At 69.8% G+C, this 14,850-nt stretch carries 19 protein-coding genes; 6 read left to right on the forward strand and 13 right to left on the reverse strand.

What is annotated here, in order from left to right; genetic code table 11:
* Positions 1-4: 4 nt before the first annotated feature.
* The 4 genes from AB0B45_RS03435 to AB0B45_RS03450 form a co-directional block, all read right to left on the reverse strand.
* The gene (locus AB0B45_RS03435) at positions 5-1,231 is read right to left on the reverse strand and encodes a sugar ABC transporter permease (protein ID WP_358124507.1); all 1,227 of its coding nucleotides are present in this window, start codon (positions 1,229-1,231) and stop codon (positions 5-7) included.
* A complete protein-coding gene (locus AB0B45_RS03440) occupies positions 1,224-1,988 on the reverse strand; it encodes an ATP-binding cassette domain-containing protein (protein WP_358124510.1) in 765 nt (254 codons plus the stop codon). Before AB0B45_RS03440 ends, AB0B45_RS03435 begins: the two co-directional genes overlap by 8 nt.
* Position 1,989: 1 nt before the next feature.
* Positions 1,990-3,108 (reverse strand): substrate-binding domain-containing protein, encoded by a 1,119-nt coding sequence (locus AB0B45_RS03445; protein WP_358124513.1) that lies wholly within the window; start codon positions 3,106-3,108, stop codon positions 1,990-1,992.
* Between the two features lie 107 nt (positions 3,109-3,215).
* The gene (locus AB0B45_RS03450; protein ID WP_358124515.1) at positions 3,216-3,569 is read right to left on the reverse strand and encodes a DUF4190 domain-containing protein; all 354 of its coding nucleotides are present in this window, start codon (positions 3,567-3,569) and stop codon (positions 3,216-3,218) included.
* Positions 3,570-3,717: 148 nt separating this feature from the next.
* On the opposite strand from AB0B45_RS03450, the gene AB0B45_RS03455 reads away from it, so the two are divergent.
* Positions 3,718-3,978 (forward strand): hypothetical protein, encoded by a 261-nt coding sequence (locus tag AB0B45_RS03455; protein WP_358124518.1) that lies wholly within the window; start codon positions 3,718-3,720, stop codon positions 3,976-3,978.
* Between the two features lie 125 nt (positions 3,979-4,103).
* On the opposite strand, the gene AB0B45_RS03460 is transcribed toward AB0B45_RS03455, so the two are convergent.
* Both AB0B45_RS03460 and AB0B45_RS03465 read right to left on the reverse strand, forming a co-directional pair.
* Positions 4,104-4,337 (reverse strand): hypothetical protein, encoded by a 234-nt coding sequence (locus tag AB0B45_RS03460; protein WP_358124521.1) that lies wholly within the window; start codon positions 4,335-4,337, stop codon positions 4,104-4,106.
* Complete coding sequence (locus AB0B45_RS03465; protein ID WP_358124524.1) at positions 4,337-4,552, reverse strand: DUF6158 family protein; 216 nt, start codon at positions 4,550-4,552, stop codon at positions 4,337-4,339. The genes AB0B45_RS03460 and AB0B45_RS03465 overlap by 1 nt, the downstream gene beginning before the upstream one ends.
* Before the next feature lie 97 nt (positions 4,553-4,649).
* On the opposite strand from AB0B45_RS03465, the gene AB0B45_RS03470 reads away from it, so the two are divergent.
* The 3 genes from AB0B45_RS03470 (at position 4,650) to AB0B45_RS03480 (ending at position 8,346) form a co-directional block, all read left to right on the forward strand.
* The gene (locus AB0B45_RS03470; RefSeq protein ID WP_358124526.1) at positions 4,650-5,579 is read left to right on the forward strand and encodes a LysR family transcriptional regulator; all 930 of its coding nucleotides are present in this window, start codon (positions 4,650-4,652) and stop codon (positions 5,577-5,579) included.
* An 86-nt stretch (positions 5,580-5,665) separates the two neighbouring features.
* Complete coding sequence (locus tag AB0B45_RS03475) at positions 5,666-7,117, forward strand: S1 family peptidase (RefSeq protein ID WP_358124528.1); 1,452 nt, start codon at positions 5,666-5,668, stop codon at positions 7,115-7,117.
* 206 nt (positions 7,118-7,323) lie between these two features.
* The gene (locus AB0B45_RS03480; RefSeq protein WP_358124531.1) at positions 7,324-8,346 is read left to right on the forward strand and encodes an LLM class flavin-dependent oxidoreductase; all 1,023 of its coding nucleotides are present in this window, start codon (positions 7,324-7,326) and stop codon (positions 8,344-8,346) included.
* A 99-nt stretch (positions 8,347-8,445) separates the two neighbouring features.
* Here the strand turns inward: AB0B45_RS03480 and AB0B45_RS03485 are convergent, their stop codons facing one another.
* The 6 genes from AB0B45_RS03485 to AB0B45_RS03510 form a co-directional block, all read right to left on the reverse strand.
* On the reverse strand, positions 8,446-8,898 hold the full coding sequence (locus AB0B45_RS03485; protein WP_358124534.1) for a hypothetical protein: 453 nt from the start codon (positions 8,896-8,898) through the stop codon (positions 8,446-8,448).
* Between the two features lie 108 nt (positions 8,899-9,006).
* A complete protein-coding gene (locus tag AB0B45_RS03490) occupies positions 9,007-9,174 on the reverse strand; it encodes a hypothetical protein (RefSeq protein ID WP_358124537.1) in 168 nt (55 codons plus the stop codon).
* Positions 9,175-9,177: 3 nt separating this feature from the next.
* On the reverse strand, positions 9,178-9,666 hold the full coding sequence (locus AB0B45_RS03495) for a hypothetical protein (RefSeq protein WP_358124540.1): 489 nt from the start codon (positions 9,664-9,666) through the stop codon (positions 9,178-9,180).
* Positions 9,663-10,166, reverse strand: coding sequence for a hypothetical protein (locus AB0B45_RS03500; protein WP_358124543.1), 504 nt, complete (start codon positions 10,164-10,166; stop codon positions 9,663-9,665). The genes AB0B45_RS03495 and AB0B45_RS03500 overlap by 4 nt, the downstream gene beginning before the upstream one ends.
* 3 nt (positions 10,167-10,169) lie before the next feature.
* Positions 10,170-10,928 carry a hypothetical protein gene (locus tag AB0B45_RS03505; protein ID WP_358124546.1) on the reverse strand — a complete coding sequence of 253 codons (759 nt, stop codon included), beginning with the start codon at positions 10,926-10,928 and terminating at the stop codon, positions 10,170-10,172.
* 524 nt (positions 10,929-11,452) lie between these two features.
* Positions 11,453-11,626 (reverse strand): hypothetical protein, encoded by a 174-nt coding sequence (locus AB0B45_RS03510; RefSeq protein ID WP_358124548.1) that lies wholly within the window; start codon positions 11,624-11,626, stop codon positions 11,453-11,455.
* 74 nt (positions 11,627-11,700) lie between these two features.
* Between AB0B45_RS03510 and AB0B45_RS03515 the strand changes: the two genes are divergently transcribed.
* Together AB0B45_RS03515 and AB0B45_RS03520 are read left to right on the forward strand one after the other, a co-directional pair.
* Positions 11,701-12,753 carry a LacI family DNA-binding transcriptional regulator gene (locus AB0B45_RS03515; RefSeq protein ID WP_358124551.1) on the forward strand — a complete coding sequence of 351 codons (1,053 nt, stop codon included), beginning with the start codon at positions 11,701-11,703 and terminating at the stop codon, positions 12,751-12,753.
* A 185-nt stretch (positions 12,754-12,938) separates the two neighbouring features.
* A complete protein-coding gene (locus AB0B45_RS03520) occupies positions 12,939-14,144 on the forward strand; it encodes a hypothetical protein (protein WP_358124553.1) in 1,206 nt (401 codons plus the stop codon).
* A 97-nt stretch (positions 14,145-14,241) separates the two neighbouring features.
* On the opposite strand, the gene AB0B45_RS03525 is transcribed toward AB0B45_RS03520, so the two are convergent.
* Positions 14,242-14,730, reverse strand: coding sequence for a hemerythrin domain-containing protein (locus AB0B45_RS03525; protein WP_358124557.1), 489 nt, complete (start codon positions 14,728-14,730; stop codon positions 14,242-14,244).
* Positions 14,731-14,850: the final 120 nt, after the last annotated feature.

Below are 14,850 nucleotides of genomic sequence, written 5' to 3' on the forward strand. Positions count from 1 at the left end.
CACGTTACGCCCGGCCGGCCGCCTTCTGGCTCCTGCGCGAGACCGAGTCGATGACGACCGCGGCCAGCAGCACCGCGCCGGTCACCATGAACTGGATGGAGTTGCTGACACCCTGCAACGCCATCCCCGAGGCGATCGACTGGATGACGAGCATGCCCAGCAGCGCCGAGTACGTGGTGCCGCGCCCGCCGAACAGTGACGTGCCGCCGATCACCGCCGCGGCGATCGCCATCAGCAGCACGTTGCTCTGCCCTGTCGCCTGGCTGGCGCTGGAGATGCGGGAGGCGGCGAAGATACCGCCGATCGCCGCGAACGAGCCCGAGATGACGAAGACCGAGATCCTGATGAACGGCACGCTGATGCCCGCCCGCCTGGCGGCCTCGATGTTGCCGCCGACCGCGAAGATGCTGCGCCCGTACTTGGTACGGCGCAGCACGAAGTCCGTGCCGACGACGACTATCAGGAAGATCAGCAGCGCGAGCGGGAGCCCCTTGTAGAGATTGAGGATGTAGGCCGCGCCGAAGGCCACCACCGCGAGCACGACTGTGCGGAAGACGATGTCGCCCGTCGTCCTGTACGGGATCCCCGCCGCGCGGCGCCTGTTGTTGCCGATGAACGACACGGCGAGGAAGGCCGCGACGGCCAGCGCGGCCAGGCCGTAGGCGGCTATCACATAGGCGAAGTAGGTGCTGGTCAGCCCGGCGATGAAGCCCTCGCCCGGCAGGTTGATGGTGCCGTTGGGCCCGAGGACCCACAGCTGGAAGCCGGTCCAGGCGAGAAAGCCCGCCAGCGTGACCACGAAGGAGGGCACCCCGATCTTGGCGAAGAAGAAGCCGTGGATGAGGCCGAGCACGGCGCCGACGGCGATGGCGAGCACGATGGCCAGGCCCGGGCTCATGCCCTGGTTGACGTTGAACACGGCCATGACCGCCGCACAGGCGCCGCTGACCGCGCCCGCCGCCAGGTCGATCTCGCCCAGCAGCAGCACGAACACGATGCCCACCGAGATCATCCCGGTGGGGACGATGTCGACACTGAGGTTGGACAGGTTCTGCGCGGACAGGAACTGGCTGTTCAGGCTCTGGAAGACGAGCCAGATGACGATCAGGCCGATGACGACCGGCAGCGGGCCGAGCTCGCCGCCCTTCACCTTCTGCTTGAACTCGGTCAGATATCCAGTGAGGCCCTGCTCGCGGACCACCAGCCGCGGGTCGACCGGGGTTTCACTCACTGAGCCTCCTGCTCCGGCGGGACGCGGCGTTGTCGGTCGCCCCGGTGATCGCCGCGATGATCTCTTCCTGGGTGGTGGCCTTGGCGTCGAAGAACCCGTTGTTACGGCCGAGCCTGAGCACCGCGATGCGGTCGGCCACGGCTTTGACGTCGACCATGTTGTGGCTGATCAGGATCACGCCGTGACCCTGGGCGCGCAGCCGTTCGACCAGGTCGAGGACCTGGGCGGTCTGCTCGACGCCGAGCGCGGCGGTCGGCTCGTCCAGCAGCACGACTTTCGGCTCGCCCAGCAGCGAGCGGGAGATCGCCACCGTCTGCCGCTGGCCTCCCGACAGAGAGGCCACGGGGATCCGCACGCTGGGAATCTTGATCGACAGCGTGTGGAGGAGGTCGCGTGAGCGCTTCTCCATGGAGACCTCGTCGAGGACGGCCGTCGCCGTCAGCTCGTTGCCGAGGTAGAGGTTCCCGACCACGTCGAGGTTGTCGCAGAGCGCGAGGTCCTGGTAGACGGTCGCGATGCCGAGCGCCTGCGCGTCGGAGGGGCTGCTGATCGAGACGCGCCTGCCCTCCCACGTGATCGTCCCCTCGTCCGGCGGGCCCACGCCGGCGATCACCTTGATCATCGTGGACTTGCCCGCGCCGTTGTCGCCGACCAGCGCGACGACCTCGCCCGCGTTGACCTCGAGGTCGACGTCCGTCAGCGCCTGGACCGCGCCGAACCGCTTGGAGATGCCCTCGAGGGCGAGGACGGGGGCCATGTCAGGAGATCCCCGCCGCGTCGCACGCCGACTTCACGGCCGAGGTGCAGATCTCGGTGGCCTTCCAGAAGCCGTCCTTGACCACGGTGTCCTTGATGTTGTCCTTGGTGACCACGATGGGCGCGATGATCTGCGCGGGGATGGTCTTGCTCGTCCCGTTGTCCACGGTGGTCGTGCCCTTGATCGCCTTCCCCGTGCCGATGTCGATCGCCATCTGGGCGGCGTTCTTCGCCTCCGGCTTGATCGGCTTGTAGATCGTCATCGTCTGGGTGCCGAGCAGGATCCGCTGGATGGCCGCCAGCTCGGCGTCCTGACCGGTCAGCGGGGTGCCCGGCTTGACTCCGGCGTTCTGCATGGCCCTGGCGATGCCGCCGGCCATGCCGTCGTTGGCGGCGTAGACGCCGATCACGTTGCTCGCGCCGAGCGCGGTGAACGCGCCGGCCGCCTCGGTGTTGGCCTGGTCGGGGCTCCAGTCGGGAGTGTCGTACTCCTTGCCGATCGTGACCTGGCCGTCGAGCACCGAGTGCGCGCCCTTCTTGAAGTCGGCTGCGTTGGGGTCGGTCGGCGAGCCGTTGACCATGACGATCGGTCCTCGCTTGGGGTCGCCGCCCGCCTTGATCGCGTCCAGGAGCGCCTGCCCCTGCGCCTTGCCGACCTGCAGGTTGTCGAAGGAGGTGTAGGCGTCGACGGGGCCGCTGGCCAGCCGGTCATAGGCGATCACCATGGCGCCCTGGCTCTTGGCCTTGGCGACGGAGGAGGCCACGGCCTTGGCGTCCACCGCGTCCAGGATCAGCACCTTCACCCCGTTGGTCAGCATCGAGTCGACCTGTTGCTGCTGCTGGTTGGGGTCCTGGTTGGCGTTGTTGTAGACGACCTCGCACTTGGGGCACTGGGCCTTGATGTCGTTCGTGATGTACGGCCGGTCGAACTTCTCGTACCTGGCCGTCTTCGACTCGGGAAGCAGCAGACCGATCTTGAAGCCTTGCTCGACCGTGCCGATGGCGCTCGCGCTGGCGGTGCTGCCCTGGGTGCCTCCCGCCTGACCTGACTGCCCTGCCGTACCGCATGCGACCGTCAGTCCGAGAATTACCAGAACTCCGCCGATGACCTGTGCTCTCACCGCGTCCCCCGATCGGATCCCTCGAGTGGGGCCTTACCCTCGCGGATCAGACATGGCGACGGCCTTGTCACAGCTTTGCCAGGCGATGTTCTGATTTTTCGGGATGTCTACGTATTCAGCACCGAGTCGACCCAGGAGAAGACGGCGTTCACCCAGTCGGCGACCGCGTCGGGCTGGGTGACGATGACGGCCACGGTGACGATCACCGCGGGGACGACGACGTAACCGAGGATGAGCCCGGCGACCGCCATGCCGTGACCGGGCCTCAGGCCGCGTCTGGTCTGCGACGTGGCCACGTGGCCGAGGACGATGGCGACGATCGACGGGATGCCGAACAGACACCAGCTGGCGAACAGCCCGAAGATCCCGAAGATGAGGCTCGCGACCGCGGCGCCCGACGTCGGCTTCGCGGCCGCATAGGGAACGTAACGGTGCTCGTCGTCCCCGTAGGGAGGGTGCATGTCGCCTCCGGACCTGGATCGATGTCAACCGTCACGATCGTCCACTTCTCCCTGCCGATCAAGAGTGTCTTCCGCAAGGCCGCGCCGCCCTCCCGCCACCTCCACGAAGGCGGCACCTGGTTCGCCCCGCCCCGCTGGGCCGAGCGCCGTGCGGATCGTGGCCGCCGCCAACCCGCCCGAGCAGGCGTCCTACGGGTGGGACCTGTCGGCGCCGCCGGCCAACCGGCTGATCCACCTCGACTGGCAGATGGGCGCCGCCGCGGTGGCCGAGGGGTTCACGGGCGGCTTCGCCGTACCGGATGGGCGGGGCGGGCCCGCGCCCTCCAGGGGGCAGCGGCGGTGGCCTGGGCGGAGGGGGAGGTCGCCGCCGAGCCGGCGCGAGGGGCGGTGGGCGACGCGGGGTCGATGAGGTCGCCGCCTGGTGTGCGGCGGGGCTGACTCCAGGCGAGGCGGCGGCGCAACGGGCTCTGGGGGTGACGGCCGAGCAGGCCGCGGTGTTGCGAGCCCTGGGTGGGTGACGGGGTGGGTGACTGTTCAGTATTCGAGGCCGAAGTCGTGGCGGCCCAGCGCGTACCCCTCGCCCTTGGGCACCACCTGTCCCATCGCGACGAGGGTCGCGATGCTCTGCTTCGTCTCGTCCTCGCTCAGCCCTGCCATCCTCGACACGTCGGCCACCCGTGCCTGGTCGCCCCCGACCGCGATGGCGGCGACGGCCTCGTACACGGCCAGGTCGGTGTCGGACAGCGCCTGCACGTCGTGTGGTTCCATCAGCGCTGCCTCGCTCCCTCACGCAACCGGCCGGGGTCGATGTCCCGCACGGGATGGCGGCGGAGGTACTCGCTCTCCAGCTCGTTGGTGCGCGAGGTGTGGCGGGCGAGGGCGTCGTCGGGCCCGTGCAGCAGCGTCTCCAACCGTGTCTGGTAGAGCTGCCGCAGTTCGCGGAGCAGGTCGTCTTCCGTGAGATCCCTTGGATCGATTCCCATAAACGTCAGCTACCCGTTCCACGGCCCCCACAACATCCGTCAATTTTCCTGACAAATGGGGATTGCAGGGATGTTGTGACGGTCTTACGTTCCCCGTATGGACCTCGAGCTCCGGCACCTCAAGATCGTCCGAGCGGTCGCGGAGTCGGGCAGCGTCAGCAAGGCAGCGACCCGGCTCGGGGTGGCCCAGCCGGCGCTGACCGCCCAGCTCAAACGCATCGAACGCGCGTTAGGCGGCGCCCTGTTCCAGCGCGACCGCTACGGCGCCAGGCCCACCCCCCTCGGGGAACTGGTGCTCTCCCGAGCCCGCGTGCTCCTGCCCGCGGCACAGGAACTACAGGACGAAGCCCTCCGGTTCGCCAACGCCACCGCGGGCGGCTACCGCATCGGCGCGACCAACGGACCCGTCCTCGGCGGGCTGGTCGACCGGCTGGCCGCCGCGGCGCCCGTCTCCACCTTCACCTCGTGGTCGTCGCGCGAGCTCGCCCTGATGGTCGCCCAGGGCAGGCTCGACTACGTGCTCGCGGGAGCGTGCGGCGACGGCATGCCCGAGGGCGACATCGCGTGGCACACCATCGGCATCGACCCCGTCTTCGTCATGGTCGCCGAGACGCACAAGCTGTCGGGCGAGAAGGAGGTGGCGCTGTCCGACCTGGCCGACGAGCAGTGGGCCGTCACCCCGGGCGACGGCTGCTTCGGCGACTGCTTCGCCGCCGCGTGCACGCGCGCGGGCTTCACGCCCTGCACGATGTACGAGACGGACGTGGCCACCTGCGTGCACCTCGCCCAGGTCGGCAGGGCGGTGGTCCTGTGCCAGGCCACCCATCCCTTCGCCCCTGGCCTGGTCATGGTGCCCGTCGCGGGCGCGCCGCTGCGCTGGCGCCAGATGCTCGGCCACCACCCGGGCGCCCCCGGCGCGTCATGGGTGGCCGCCCACGCCAAGGCCGCCCACGCCGACGCCGTACGGCGCAGCCCCGTCTACCACGACTGGCTGATCCGCAACCCGGGTTTCGGCACCTCCCCATAACACCGCGATAGGGGGCAAGTGGTAGCTCCTCGGCTGGTGGACCCACCGTTACGGTGACGGCACCCCCAGCAAGCGAAGGAGTTCTCATGCTTCGCCGCACCCGAGCGCTGGTCGCGATCGCGATCGGCGCGTTAGCGCTGACCTCCACCCCCGCCATCGCCTCCGTCCCCGCCGAGACCAACCCGCCCAAGGGCCTGATCGAGGCCATGCAACGCGACCTCGGCCTCACCCAGGAACAGGTCGTCAAGCGCCTGGCCAACGAGCAGCGGGCCGCGCAGACCGCTCCGGGACTCGCCAAGCGCCTCGGCGGCGAGTACGGGGGCAGCTGGGTCGAAGGCCCCGAGAGCACGCTGATCGTCGCCACGACCAACGCCGCCCAGCGCCGCGTCTCCGGCGCCCGGGTCAAGGTCGTCGCCCACTCCCACGCCCAGCTCGAAGCGGCCAAGGCAGCCCTCGACAAGGCCGCGTCCAGCGCTCCCAAGACTGCTCCCGTCTGGTATATCGACGTGCGCGCCAACAGCGTCGTGGTCCTCTCCTCCGCGCCCGCCGACGCCGAGGCGTTCGTCGCGGCCAGTGGCGCCGACAAGGCGCTCGTCAGGGTCGAGCAGTCGAGCGAGCAGCCCGTGCCGTACGCCGACGTCCGCGGCGGCGACGCCTACTACATCGGCAGCGGCTCCCGCTGCTCCATCGGCTTCTCGGTGACCAAGCCGGGCACCAACGGCGGATTCGTCAGCGCGGGACACTGCGGGACCGTCGGCGCCACCACGCGCGGCGCCAACCAGCAGGCCCAGGGCACCTTCCGCGGCTCCTCCTTCCCCGGCAACGACTACTCGTGGGTCGAGGTCAACACCAGCTGGACCCCCGTCGGCGTCGTCAACGGCTACAGCGCGGGCATCATCCCCGTCAACGGCTCGACCGTCGCCCCCGTCGGCTCCTCGATCTGCCGCGCCGGCTCCACCACCGGCTGGCACTGCGGCACCGTCCAGCAGCTCAACACCAGTGTCACCTACTCGCAGGGCACCGTCTACGAGGTGACGAGAACCAGCGTCTGCGCCGAGCCGGGCGACTCCGGCGGCTCGTACATCTCCGGCAACCAGGCGCAGGGCGTGACCTCAGGCGGGTCGGGCAACTGCACCTCCGGCGGCACCACCTACTTCCAGCCGGTCAACGAGATCCTCTCCGCCTACGGGCTCACCCTGGTCACCGGCGGCGGCAACCCGCCCACCGGCTGCCGGAACTACCGCGAGATCTACAACGGCTCGCTGAGCAACGGCCAGAACCAGTACCAGCCGAACAACTCCTACTACCAGTCGACCGTGTCCGGCACCCACGCCGGCTGCCTCGACGGGCCCAACGGCGTCGACTTCGACCTCTACCTGGAGAAGTGGAACGGCTCCTCGTGGGCGCAGGTCGCCAAGAGCGACAGCGCCAACCCCGACGAGTCGATCAGCTACAACGGCACCGCCGGCTACTACAGGTACCGCGTCAACTCCTACTCCGGCTCGGGCTCCTACACGCTCGGACTGAACAGGCCGTAACGCGTGCGGCGGCCACCGGCCCCCGGGTGGCCGCCGCCCCCCTCTTCGTCGTCACGCACCCCGGAGCCGCGCTCCCGTCGGCCGTCTCCCTGGGACAGAGCCCACCCCGCGCAGGGGGTGGGCTCGACCCATGCTTGCCGTACGGGAAGACAACCCGCAGGTCCGCGCCGTGGAATAGACCAGGGTTCGCGTGGGTTTGCCGAAAGATGACCGATCAGATCAGGGGCGTCGCGCGCGGTGAGGCCGACGTGCCGCTCTCCATCCTCGACTTGGCCACCGTGAGCACCGGCGGCACCGCCACCGACGCGCTCAGGACGAGCACCGATCTCGTACGGCAGGCCGAGCGCTGGGGCTTCCACCGCTACTGGGTCGCCGAGCACCACGGCATGCCGAGCGTCGCCAGCTCCTCCCCCGCGGTCCTGATCGCCCACCTCGCCGCCCACTCCGAGACCATCAGGCTCGGCTCGGGCGGCGTCATGCTGCCCAACCATCCCCCGCTCATCGTCGCCGAGCAGTTCGCCACCCTGCACGCCCTCCACCCCGGCCGCATCGACCTCGGCCTCGGCCGCGCGCCGGGCACCGACCCCGCCACGGCCGCCGCGATGCGCAGGGGCGACGCCGACGCCTTCCCCGAGGAGGTCGCCGCGCTGGCCGCCTTCCTCGACGGCGACGCGCCCGGCGGTCTGCAGTCCTATCCGCTCAACGCCGATCGGCCGCCCATCTGGCTGCTCGGCTCCAGCGGCTTCAGCGCCCAGCTCGCGGGGATGCTCGGCCTTCCCTTCGCCTTCGCCCACCACTTCAGCGCCGAGAACACCGAGCCCGCGCTCGAGCTCTACCGCACGCGGTTCCAGCCGTCGCAGTGGCTCGACAAGCCGTACGCCATGATCGGCGTCACCGCCGTCGCCGCCGACACCTCCGAGCAGGCCCTGCGTCTGGCCCGCACGCTCGCCCTGGCGATGCTGCGCCTGCGCCGCGGGCGGCCGAGCCCCATCCCCTCGCCGGAGGAGGCCGAGGCCCACCCCTACACCGAGGTCGAGCGGACGTTCGTCGACGGCTATCTCCGCAACGTCGTCAAGGGCACGGGGGCCGAGGTCCGCGCGGGCCTTACCGCGCTGCGCGACCGCACGGAGGCGGACGAGCTGATGATCACCACCGGTGTGTACGGCGGCGCGAACCGCCTGCGCTCCTACGAGCTCATCGCCCAGGCCTTCGAGCTCGTCAGGCCGTAGCTCCCGAAAGGCCGTAGCTCTGGAAACCCCGCGCGGCGAGCGCCTCCACGGTGAGGACCGTGAAGGCGCCCGCCCATGCGAGCGAACCGTGCGGCAGCGTCACGCCGCCACCATGATGGCCGCCAGGGGAAGGAACAGCAGGGCGAACAGCCACGTCATCTTCGGCAGGGCGAAGTCGAACGCGGTGTCGGCTCTCATCTTGTCCCGCGCGAGCAGGAAGGTGAGCAGCATCACCGCCCTGCCGATGGCGAATCCGGCGCCCGCCATGAGCGCGTCGGACCACGACCCGAGCAGGAAGAGCGAGATCGCCATGATGTGTGGCAGCCCCGTCGGCGAGTAGGTGCGCATTCCTGTACCCATCTCCGCGCCGAACTGCACCGCACCCCAGAATGGGACGTGCGTGACGAACTGCGGTACCAGCCGGGCGTTCTGCAACAGCGGGAAGCTGAACACCTGCAGCTCCCGCAGCAGGAACACGCTCGCCGCCAGGCCGGTCAGGACCTGGCACGCGATCACGGGCAGCGGCGCGCGAACGACGGAGCCGATGACCATGAAGGCGAACGTGGTGGGGAACGCCCCGAGAAACAGGCCGACGATGAAGCCGGCCGCGTCAGAACCCCGTCGGACCGACGAGGACAGCACCCAGGCGCTGTTGAGACTTCAAACCGAGCCGGACAGCGAGAAGCCCGCCACTAAGGCCGCCACGAGCCAGGTGAAGCCCCGGACGTCGAAGCCGGAGGCGAAGGCTCCCAGTGTCGCCACCTCCGCCGCGACGATCAGTCCCAGTGCGGGGACCAGGAGGCGGGTGGCGGGATTCCGAGTCAGCATCCGTCAGATCGCGGTCCGGCAGATGGAGAAACGGGAGATGTTGCCGCCGCCGCAGTCGTGGTACTCGTACCAGCCGTCGGAGCACTTGCGACGGGCGACGCGGCCGGTCCACCGCCAGGCGTTCCTGCCCGCGCAGGACGTCGTGTTGGGCGTGTAGCGGTAGTTGTAGCAGGTGCCCGAGCCGCCCTGGTTCTTGTGCCAGCTTCCCGAGCAGTTGCCGCTGCCGTAGTAGGCAGACGGGGGATAGCACACGGAGCCCGAGTCGAAGTACCCGTGGCACCCGTCGGTCCACTCGGTCAGCGCCAGCGCCGCCCGTGGCCTGGACCAGGGCAGCAGGTCGAGGGCGCCGAGCCCGGCGGCGACGGTGACGCCCGCGACGGTGCCGAAGAGCCGGCGACGGCTCCACCCTCGCTCGCTGACCGCGTACTTGGACGGCTCCGGCGACTCCGGTACGTCCGTGACACTCGGAATCTGGTCGAGGATTCTCTTCACAGTTTCGCTTCCTTTCGCCGGGCGATCACCCGTTCGACTGTCTCCGACACGATCTCTCCTGATCCCGCGGGCGTCGTGTGCAGGACGACTCCCTGTTCGTCCACGACGAGCAGGGCGGGCACGTACGGCACGCTGATCGACCGCCAGACCTGTGGATCCCTGATGACCTGGACGGACGCGGGAAGCTCCTTGTCGAAGGCCGGGTCGTCGGACACCACGGTGAACCCGACGCCGTCGGGCAGGTCGGCCGCCAGCTTCCCGACCGCGAGCAGCACGTCCTCGCACACCGGGCACCGGCGGTTGATCTTGACCGCGATGGTGGTCGCACCTGGGCGGCCGATCCCCGCGCTCCGTTCGCCGCCCGTGCCGACGTGCACGCCCACCCCGCGGTAGGTGGCGAGCTCAAGCTCGCGCACCCGCCGGTAGAGGCCGGCGCCCGCCGCGAGCAACAGGGCGACCAGGACGAAGAGGATCAGGACCGCCGCAGTGACAGGGTCCACGCCTCAGGCTCCCCACGAGACGCGCTTGACCTTCGTGAGGAACTGCGCGGCGGCCTCCGGCGTGCCGGCGTCGGACCGTGCCGCCACCCCCTTCGGCGCCTCCAGGCCCTTGCGCGGTGCGTCCCACGGGTTCACCGTTATCACGGCGCTGTCGGTGACCATCAGCAGGGTCTCCCGCTCGGGACCGTCCGTGCTTGGCACCCGCCACACCTCTCCTGCGGGGGCCGAGAAGCCGCGGAAGCGCGGAACCTGCTCGCCTGCCAGGCGCCTCGACTCCACCTGCAGGGTGCCGACGCCCGCGACGGTCAGCAGGTAGACGGCCTGCTGGAGGTTGAAGCGCCGGCCAGGCGTGGCGATCAGGCCCTCGGGGGTGTCGGTCCACTGCAGCCTGTCGAACATCGCCACCACGTCGCGCGACTCCCAGGTCGGCGCGTAGAACAGGCCGTGCGCCATGTTCCACGGGCCGAGCCAGGTCGCCCACCGCGCGTCCGACGGGTCCTCGCAGTCGTAGATGACGACCTCGCCGCCGCCCAGGGCGAAACGCTCGCGCTCCCTGCCGCGCACCGAGGTCACGCCGACGGCCAGCGCCGACTTCGGCGCCAGCTCCAGGGCCCAGACGTCTGAGGTCGTCTCGCGGCCGCCGTACCTGGGGGTGTAGCGGATGTGACCCGTCCAGGCGTGGAGCTCGTCGGGCTCGACATCCTCGATGTCGAGGCTTATCACCTGATTGTCGATCGTGCGGACATTTGAGTTCTGTCCCATTCCGCCTACCTTTCATGAGTGAGAGTGAAGGCATTACAACCAGCGAGAACGTCGCATTCGACGTGCTCGTTGGAGTGTGGGGGTCAACTCTTGGAACGACGGAACAGAGTGGTGAACAGCACTCGGTCGCCGGGGCGATAGCCTCTTGCTGACGGGGCCAATACTTGATCAGTGATGAACTCGTTGACAAGAGACCCGATCCGGAAATTTCTCCTTCCTCTTCGGCGGCCACGCGAGCGGCGGCGGCCGGGACGATCCACTGGTCCCGGCCGGCAAATGTTCCCGATCACCCCATACCGCTCTAAACAGGCATGAGCCGCGCATAGACGGGATGGCCGCTACGGCAATTATCGACTGGCCGACTAAAAGCGATTTGCCAGATCTACCCGTTGCGCATTCCCCGGCGACCTCCATGCGCGCGCTGTCACAGCGAACGGGGACCATGGCCATTTGGCCGACGGGCGCCTCCGCGACGAACGGTGAGGCGGTCCGCCGGCCCCGGAAATCCCGGCGACGCTCAAGCTTTACAAGGCGACCGGGTCGAGCCGGTCCGCGGTCCAGCGGAGCGTGTGGGCCAGCCGTGCCCGAACCCTCTCCCGCTCGCGAGGCGGTTCGGTCGGCGCGCCCGGCAGGGCGGAACGGAGCTCGCCCGCGTGCCCCATGGCCGACTTGTACGCGAGGACCTGCATGGCGTCCATATCTCCTCCTTAATCAATTAAGATCTTAATTGATTAAGAGCGCGGAGACAAGGCCAGGGACTACGGTGGGAGGCATGACCAAGGTCACGCTGCAGACGATCGCCGACCGGCTGGGCGTGTCCAGGGCCACGGTCTCCTACGCCTTCTCCCGTCCCGACCAGCTCAGCGACGGGCTACGGCAGCGGATCATGGAAGTTGCCGACGAGCTCGGCTACGCTGGCCCGAACCCGACCGCGCGCTCGCTGCGGCTGGGCCGGGCCGGTGCGCTGGGCCTGCTGTTCAGCGAGACGCTGGCCTACGCCTTCGCCGACCCGTACGCCATCGCGTTCTTCCAAGGACTGGCCACGGCGGCCGAGGACGCGGGGGTCGGGCTGCTCATCCTGCCGCTGCCGCACGGCGACCGGCGGACGGAGACCGTGCGCGACGCCGTGGTCGACGCGTTCTGCGTGGTCTCTCTCCCCGACGGGCACCCGGCGCTGGCCGAGGTGCTGGCCCGCAAGCTACCCGTCGTCGTGGTCGACGAGCCGTACGTGCCGGGACATCCCTTCGTGGGGATCGACGAACCGAGGGCGGGGGCCGAGGCGGCGGCGCACGTGCTCGGGCTTGGGCACCGGCGCATCGGGGTGGCCATGGTCGGCCTGCACGAGGACGGCCACACGGGCTGGGCCGACACCGCCCGGCAGGAGAGCGCGGCATTCGAGGCCATGCGCGGCAGGCTCCGCGGCTACCGGACGGCCTGCGAGCAGGCGGGCGTCGACTGGGCGGCCGTGCCGTTCTTCGAGCTGGCCAGGAACTCGCGCGAGGCGGGCAGGCGAGCCGGTCACGCGCTGCTCGACCGGGATCCGCGCCCGACCGCGATCCTGACGAACACCGACGTGCTGGCGCTCGGAGTCCTGGACGCGGCGGCCGACCTCGGGCTCGACGTGCCGGGCGAGCTGTCGGTGGTCGGGTTCTCCGACAGCGCGGCCGAGGAGGCCGGTCTCACCACGATCAGGCAGCCCAAACAGGAGATCGGCGAGATCGCCGGACGCATCCTGCTGTCCGGCGTCGCTGCCAAGCCCGAGCGGCTGACGCTTCCGCACGAGCTGATCGTCCGCGGGTCGACGGGCCCTGCGCCGCTGCCCTAGAAGCGCGGTTCGAGCCACAGCCTGACGCCGTCGACACGGAGGCGGGCGCGGACATGGCGTCCGCCCACATTGACCTGGCCGCCCTGATCCGGCGAACTGAACTCATCTTTCTCGGCGCACAACCGGTTCTGGGAGATGTGATGCGACGACGTCCTTGGGGACGAGCGGCTGCCACCTTAACGCTGGTGGCCTGTGCACTGTTCACGACACCGGCCGCGCCCGCCACCGCGGCGGGGCCGGTCACGCTGGAGGCCACCTATACGACCGGACTGGAGAACGGCTGGGCGCGCGTCGAGCGCTACAGGGACGGCTCCAGCGGGTTCCAGGCCGAGACCTACCCTCCCGACGGGCGCGGCGACCACACAGGGCAGACGAGGCGCCTGTTCGGCGATGTCGCCCGGCCACACGCGTCGCGGTTCCTGCTGTACCACGCGCCCGGCTGGCAGACCGGCGCCAAGGCCAACCCCGTGCTGCTGGTGCACGGCGCCAACCAGACCGCGGACCTGGCCTGGGCGAACCCCAACGCGCGCGGCTCGTACGGCTGCGGCCAGGCGAGCTGTCCCACGACGGGGCTCATGCAGCACCTCACCGCCCAGGGCTACAAGGTGTTCGCGATCGGTTTCCCGCACGTCACAGGGGACGGCTACTACTGGTCGGAGCAGATTCACGACGCCATCGCCCAGGTCAAGGCGAAGACGGGCGCGGCGCAGGTGGACGTGATCGGCTGGTCCAAGGGGGCGTTCAACGCCCGCATGTACGTCTCGTCGCTTCGCAGGTCCTGGGGCACGGCCTACGCGGGCGATGTCAGGAAACTGATCCTCGTCGGCGGACCGAACAAGGGCTTCGACTGGGGCTACCGCCACGGCTGGACCCACGATTTCGCGATATTTCCTGAATGCGGGGGATCGCTGAACGCCCCCGCCCCGCACACCCAGATGGTCTGCTACGGCCTCTGGCGCAACCACCCCGAGCTGAGCTACGAGGGAGACGCGTATCCGGGATCGGATGACATGCTCTACCGCTGGGACGACGTCTACCCGCTGCCCGCCGCCGAGCAGGACTGGTACACCACCTACTACGGGGGGACAGGCTTCTACACCGCCGGCCGCGGCATCCAGTACGCGATCGACAGGGGCTCGCTGGTCAGGCCGCTCATCACCGCGGGCACCCCGGCGAGCGTGCCGGTCTACCAGCTCTGCGGCGACTCCCCCGACATGGCGCTGATGCACAACGAGCACACCGGCCCGTCCGACGGCGCCGTGTTCGTCGCCAGTTGCGCCGCCGCCGACGGCGTCGCCAACCGGGCCGCCACCGCGACGCTCGCCCTCAACCACCTCAAGCTCGGCTGGGCCACGAACGCCATGAGCCAGATCACCACCTGGCTCGGCTGAGCCGGCCACTCGACCCCGCCGACAGCCTGCGGGCGCTCCGGCGGTGCTGAGGCGGGCCGCGTGCCGTACCCCTCCTCGTGGGGTACGGCACGTCCGGTCAGCGGGCCCTGATCGCACGGGAGGGTAACTCCCCGCCGATGTCGATCTCGTAGGCCTGGTACAGCAGGTCCGTCCCTCGCTGCCGATGGCGGCCCAGCGCCGCCAGCACCGTGGTCAACCGCTCTCTCACGCCCTCCATGGCGGCCTCGTCGCGCGCGGAAAGATCTTCCTCGGCCGCGGCGAGCCCGGCGGCGATGTCGTCGTGCTCCCGATGCAGCCGCCGCAACATGGCCTCGAGCCGAGGGGATTCCGCTCGAATCTCGTCGAACAGGCCGTCGGGTCCCTCGACGATCGAGATGTGCGCGGCGAACGCCTCCCGCATCCGGGCCACGACCGGCGCCAGCTCGCGGGCCCAGTCATCGGCGCGGCCCGCCGGCGGCACGGCCAGGGCCCGTTCGAGCTCGTCACAGGCACGACGCAGATGCGCCCGGCGCATCCGGAGCGTCGAGAGCTCCTCCTCGGGAGGCGTGACGGGGTCCTCGGACATGGCCTCTACTCGATCGCGCGTCGTCACGGCCTGAGCCGCATGCGAACACCTTCCACGGTACGACTGCGACCCGCCCGTTGACATCCTCCCGCGACCGCCCCTTGGAGGGTGTGCCACAGA

The sequence above is a fragment of the Nonomuraea sp. NPDC049152 genome (assembly GCF_040648355.1).
Taxonomy (GTDB): Bacteria; Actinomycetota; Actinomycetes; order Streptosporangiales; family Streptosporangiaceae; genus Nonomuraea.